General features: G+C 38.8%; 6 protein-coding genes, 1 pseudogene and 1 riboswitch. Of the genes and pseudogenes, 3 read left to right on the plus strand and 4 right to left on the minus strand.

Annotated elements, in window-relative coordinates:
* On the minus strand, positions 1–278 hold a 278-nt coding region (locus V7147_RS15620), incomplete at its 3' end, for an alcohol dehydrogenase catalytic domain-containing protein (protein WP_335368763.1).
* A 395-nt stretch (positions 279–673) separates the two neighbouring features.
* On the opposite strand from V7147_RS15620, the pseudogene V7147_RS15625 reads away from it, so the two are divergent.
* A pseudogene (locus V7147_RS15625) lies at positions 674–1,620 on the plus strand (DmpA family aminopeptidase); the annotation flags it as partial.
* Between the two features lie 117 nt (positions 1,621–1,737).
* A complete protein-coding gene (locus V7147_RS15630; RefSeq protein ID WP_335368775.1) occupies positions 1,738–2,439 on the plus strand; it encodes a gamma-glutamyl-gamma-aminobutyrate hydrolase family protein in 702 nt (233 codons plus the stop codon).
* A 34-nt stretch (positions 2,440–2,473) separates the two neighbouring features.
* Here V7147_RS15630 and V7147_RS15635 read toward each other — a convergent pair whose 3' ends face one another.
* Complete coding sequence (locus V7147_RS15635; RefSeq protein WP_335368764.1) at positions 2,474–2,794, minus strand: hypothetical protein; 321 nt, start codon at positions 2,792–2,794, stop codon at positions 2,474–2,476.
* Positions 2,795–3,056: 262 nt separating this feature from the next.
* On the opposite strand from V7147_RS15635, the gene V7147_RS15640 reads away from it, so the two are divergent.
* Positions 3,057–3,629 (plus strand): DJ-1/PfpI family protein, encoded by a 573-nt coding sequence (locus V7147_RS15640; RefSeq protein ID WP_335368765.1) that lies wholly within the window; start codon positions 3,057–3,059, stop codon positions 3,627–3,629.
* 54 nt (positions 3,630–3,683) lie between these two features.
* Here V7147_RS15640 and V7147_RS15645 read toward each other — a convergent pair whose 3' ends face one another.
* On the minus strand, positions 3,684–4,682 hold the full coding sequence (locus tag V7147_RS15645) for an HAAS signaling domain-containing protein (protein ID WP_335368766.1): 999 nt from the start codon (positions 4,680–4,682) through the stop codon (positions 3,684–3,686).
* Positions 4,669–5,016, minus strand: coding sequence for a PadR family transcriptional regulator (locus V7147_RS15650; RefSeq protein WP_335368767.1), 348 nt, complete (start codon positions 5,014–5,016; stop codon positions 4,669–4,671). Before V7147_RS15650 ends, V7147_RS15645 begins: the two co-directional genes overlap by 14 nt.
* A 142-nt stretch (positions 5,017–5,158) precedes the next feature.
* Positions 5,159–5,269: riboswitch (TPP riboswitch) on the plus strand.
* Positions 5,270–5,318: the final 49 nt, after the last annotated feature.

The raw sequence follows: 5,318 nt of genomic DNA on the forward strand, positions 1-5,318 counted from the left end.
TCTTTCCAACCTAATGAAGGATTGATGACAACTTCATCTCCAACCTTAACTTCTTCAACGCCAGGACCTACTTCCTCCACAATTCCAGCCCCGTCAGATCCAATCACGAGCGGTGGATCTGTTTCTTTATGTCTATGTAAAACAAATAAATCACGGTGATTGAGCCCTGCACTTTTTAGCTTGACCTTCACTTCACCTCGTTTTGGTTCTACTTCATCGATATCTGAATACGATGTTCCGTCTAATCCAGGAACTTTATAATGTAAAAACGCTTTCATGTCATCCCCTCCGAATTTATCAAAATGATAGTTTTATTGTAATGGAATTCGAGAGAAGATTTCAACTTATTGGATTGGGGGAAGGTGGAAAGGTCGGGTTTCGTACTCGATTGCAAAGCTTGTCGAAGGAAAGTGTAACGGTAAGGGGAGGATCGTACCCCATTGCAAGATTAGAAGAAGGAAAAGGTAACGAAGTGAGGAGAATCGTGCCCGATTGCTAGATTTGAAGAAGGAAAGTGGAACGAAAAAAGGAGAATCGTGCCTGATTGTTGGATTAGGGCAAACAAAGCGGACAGAATAAATATGAATCGTATAATATTCTGCAATAAAATACTCATACAAACCGATCTAGCCTATACTAATAACATACACGAATCGGAAAGGGTTTTTCGTACATGCAAAAACGATTAAATGAGTACGGGATTCAAATCGGTACTTTACCAACAGGGTCACTCAATAAAATAACAGATGTAAAAGGAGTCAAAGTCGGACACTCCACGAAATCCAGCGGAGACGTTCAGACTGGAGTGACGGCGATCATCCCGCATGACGAAAATATTTTAACAATAAAATGGTTGCTGCATCATATGCTATGAATGGGTTCGGGAAGACAGTGGGAACTCTTCAAATTGATGAGCTTGGCACGATCGAAACGCCAATTTTGCTGACAAATACACTGAGTGTGGGGACGGCTGCAACTCATCTCATCAGTTATAGCTTAGCGCAAAATAAAGAAATTGGAGATACTACTGGAACTGTTAATCCTGTCGTCGGTGAATGCAATGATATGTTTTTAAATAACATCCGTAAACAGTCCGTAACAGGAGATCATGTCCGAGAATCCTTAGAAACAGCCAACACTCATTTTGAGGAGGGCAGCATTGGCGCTGGAATGGGCATGAAATGTTTTGGATTAAAAGGTGGAATTGGTTCATCTTCAAGGACCCTTACATATCCACATGGTACTTATACTCTTGGTGTATTGGTACTCTCGAACTTTGGTGAAATCAATCAGTTTCGCCTGAATGGCAAGCATGTGGGTCCAATGATCAAATCAAAGCTTCCTGTAATAAACCCTAATGGGGACAAAGGCTCCGTCATGATTATTCTCGCAACCGATTTACCCGTGACATCACGGCAATTAAAGCGAATTGTCAAGCGTGCTTCAGTAGGATTAAGCAGAACAGGCTCTTTTATTGGAAATGGAAGTGGAGATATTTTCATAGGCTTTTCAACTGCAAACAAAATTAGTCATGAAAACAATGACTCATTACAGACAGTTAAAGTAGTACATGAAGATGGCCTAGATCAAGCGTTCTTAGCAACGGCTGATGCAACAGAGGAAGCCATTTTACAGTCATTAGTTACTGCAAAAACGACAACAGGTCGTAATGGAAACACACTTTATTCTTTAGCTGATTATATGGATGAGATACTTTCAAAATTAGGGGGAATCCACATGAGCAAACCGATTATAGGTGTAACCTCACATGTTGAGTTGGATTATAAACACACATTATCGAATGATTATGTTCAGGCTATCGTTCAAGCAGGTGGAATTCCGGTGATTTTACCAATCGGGATTGACGAGGATGTTTCACAGCTTTCAAGTAAAATAGATGGACTGCTTTTAACAGGGGGAGGGGATATTGACCCGACTCTATTCGGAGAAGAGCCTCATCCAAAACTTGGGACAATTTCGCCCGGAAGAGATGAATTGGAACCGGCCATTATAAAAGAAATGCTTGCCGCGAATAAGCCAATCCTTGCGATTTGCCGCGGCATTCAAATCTTAAATATAGCGCTTGGCGGGGATATGTATCAGGATATTTATGATCAACACGAAACCAAACTACTTCAGCATTCCCAAAAAGCAACAAGGTACCATCTTGCTCATTTTGTGAAGGCGAAGGAAGGTAGTTTACTAGCTTCTATAGCAGGTACCTCCGAATTTAAGGTAAATACGTATCATCATCAGGCTGTTCGCCATGTGCCACATCCACTGCAGGTTTCGGGGATTGCTTCAGATGGAATTATTGAGGCAATTGAAAGTACGGGACACAATTTTGTATTAGGAGTTCAATGGCATCCGGAAGGCTTGGCGGTCAATGGAGACGAGATTGCAAAGCGTATTTTTACAAGATTTGTAGAAAGTTGTTGAGAAAAGAAAATGGGAGTTTAGCACGGCTAAACTCCTATCTCCAATACTCCAAATACTCATAATTGTCGGTGGGAACTTTTTTAATAACCTCGTTTGCTTCATTGCGGTATACCTCATACTCCTGGTACACTTCAACCTTATTTCCGTTCACCATCTCCGTGTCAACAAACTGCATTTCCAAATCCGGAACCAGTTCCTCGAATAATTTTTCTTCCGGATTTACAGTCACTTCCTCATCAGCCGTTATTCCAGACACAGAAATTGCATTCTTGTACTCATTGACATCATCTGCTTCAATTATGCCGGTCACAAATATGATAAAAAAAATACCAATCGCAGCCAGAAATTTATTCAACGTCACCAAACTCCTTTTCCATATCTACTACACATCTATATGCATTCTGAAAAAAGAATAGGACAACTAATCCAAAGAACAATAGCTTGTTATCTTAGGTTGGGATAAAATGGAAAACTGAAAGAACCGTCCCATTGGTTCCACAAATAAAGTAGGAATGTAATGTATAAATAGGAATACGTTAGTAGGGAGGTAACCTAGCTATTAGATTTATATAGGTTATGGGAGTCATATATACATTTCAAAGTAAAGGGGTTAAGCCATGAGTAAAAATGTCTTGATTTTAACTGGAGATGCTGTAGAGTCATTGGAAATCTATTATCCATATTATCGTTGTCAGGAGGAAGATATTAATTGTGTGATTGCATCACCTACGAAGAAAACTTTACAAACGGTTGTTCATGATTTTATCCCTCAAATAGAAACCTATACGGAAAAGCTCGGGTATTTATTAGAATCACATGCTTCAGTAGATGAAATTAATCCAGCCGAATTTGATGGTTTAATTATTCCAGGAGGACGTGCCCCGGAGTATATTCGAATGAATAAAAAGGTCCAAGAGATAACGGCACATTTCCTGGTAGAAAATAAGCCAATTGGTGTCATCTGTCATGGATCACTTGTTTTAACAACGGTCAGAGAATTTATTAAAGATCGAGAAATGACAGCCTATCATGCTTGTCGACCTGAAGTAGAGGCAGCAGGTGCTACATACGTAGAGGAAATTTTGCATGTAGATAAAAACATCGTTTCAGGTCATGCGTGGCCTGACTTACCTGGATTCATGAAAGAGTTTTTCAAGCTACTTACTAGCAATAAGGAAGTGTCAGTGTAAGAGTCGAAAAGAACGAAAACTCGCCTTGGGCGAGTTTTCTTTTTTCTGACATTGTTAACGGATTCTAGCCTTGCGAATCCCATCAACTATATTGATTGCTGCAGATACAATGAATGAAACGAGTACTGTAGCAATGACCCATGTGTTAAATTGATTATCATTGATGCCAAATAAATCAGTCATATACAAGATAAAATTTTGGTTTAAGATATTAGGATTTAGAAAGATTATGATGAAAACAATGGTTGAAAATACTTGCAGGACAGTATTGAAGATTACTATTCTGTTAGTCCATTGTCCTTTGATCAGTTTATATAAGGCTAATGCTATTTCCAAACCGATTACCACTAGAACGATCGGCCAAAACGTAAGCAATACATCTTGATTTAAGGCTGGTGTAACAAATTCAAGTCCATCTTTACCACTTTCATATACACCTAGAATTTGATTGGCATAAAAATAAAGGGTTACCCAGATTGCTGTCCACAATAAAGCGCCAAATACTTCTATTTTTGAAATTGCCTTTTTCTTAGGGATATAAACGATATTTTTTAAATCATCTGGAGTCCATTTTTTTAAACTAGTTGTAAGGGGCTGATCATCTTTTCCTTTATCTGTTCTTTCTATAATCGCAAACACAAGCGTGAACCAAAAGAATGTTTGGATCGAAACGTCAACGATTTTCCAAATCCCGAAACCTAACAAATCCAAAACCACATTAATGATGGCTTCCTCGCCCTGATACCCGATAAAATATTCGGCAAACATCGCAATGAGAGCTACTACTGCAGCAATCGGTATAATCATTTTTAACAAGCTAACATACACATCAAAATAGCGTGGACCAATTAGGTGCATTGGGCGTTCTCGATAATTACTAGCCAACTTTACCGGGCTCCCTAATTTCTCGAGCACTATTTTTACTTCCTCTTCACTGTATTCATCAGGCAACATATCCTCAATGGTTGACCGTAGTTCAAGTGCAATATCATCACGCATTTTTTCAGGCAGTCTCCTAGTTACTTCCTGAATGTAAATATCAATCAGAGTCATAGTCTTCCTCTCCCTCTAATAAGCTGTATAGCTCTTTTGAATTTTGAATCCATTCTTTTTTTAGCTGTAAAAAAATCTCGAGCCCGAAGTCACTTAAAACGTAGTATTTACGGGGTCTGCTTTCAGTTGTATCCCAGCTACTCGTCACCAATTCCTGTTTTTCTAGGCGGCGAAGTAAGGGATATAAGGTACTTTGGTCAATCGCAATTCCGGAACCCTCTAATAATTGAACAAGTGAATATCCATATTGAGGTGTTCGTAATTGACTTAAAACGGCTAACGTCAACGTACCTCTTCTAAGTTCTGTCATTAATGAGTTTAATAAGTTACTCATCCAGCCACCTCGTTTTGTAATACTATATGTCATACAGTATTTAATTTATACTATGTATCATACACTATTATTGTGACGCAAGCAATCAAACTTTTTTAAAAAGAATGACAGATGATTTTCGTATGCTATAATAAGGTAAATTGAATAATAATAGGGGGGCTCACACATGTGGGCTGAGAGTAAGCGAAATGTAGCTTTGACCCTTAACCTGATTTGGATAATGCCAACGTAGGGAATATGTGTAAGTATGAGTATTCATGCGGTATATCTTAATCAGGTATACCGCATTTTTTTATTCAACA

Source organism: Bacillus sp. JJ1521 (assembly GCF_036965165.1).
Taxonomy (GTDB): Bacteria; Bacillota; Bacilli; order Bacillales; family Bacillaceae_L; genus Ferdinandcohnia.

What these genes read in the sequence shown, in the direction of transcription:
- V7147_RS15645 (WP_335368766.1), bottom strand. Translation starts at nt 4,682, where the DNA reads ATGACTCTGATTGATATTTACATTCAGGAAGTAACTAGGAGACTGCCT.
- V7147_RS15650 (WP_335368767.1), bottom strand. Translation starts at nt 5,016, where the DNA reads ATGAGTAACTTATTAAACTCATTAATGACAGAACTTAGAAGAGGTACG.
- V7147_RS15630 (WP_335368775.1), top strand. Translation starts at nt 1,738, where the DNA reads ATGAGCAAACCGATTATAGGTGTAACCTCACATGTTGAGTTGGATTAT.
- V7147_RS15640 (WP_335368765.1), top strand. Translation starts at nt 3,057, where the DNA reads ATGAGTAAAAATGTCTTGATTTTAACTGGAGATGCTGTAGAGTCATTG.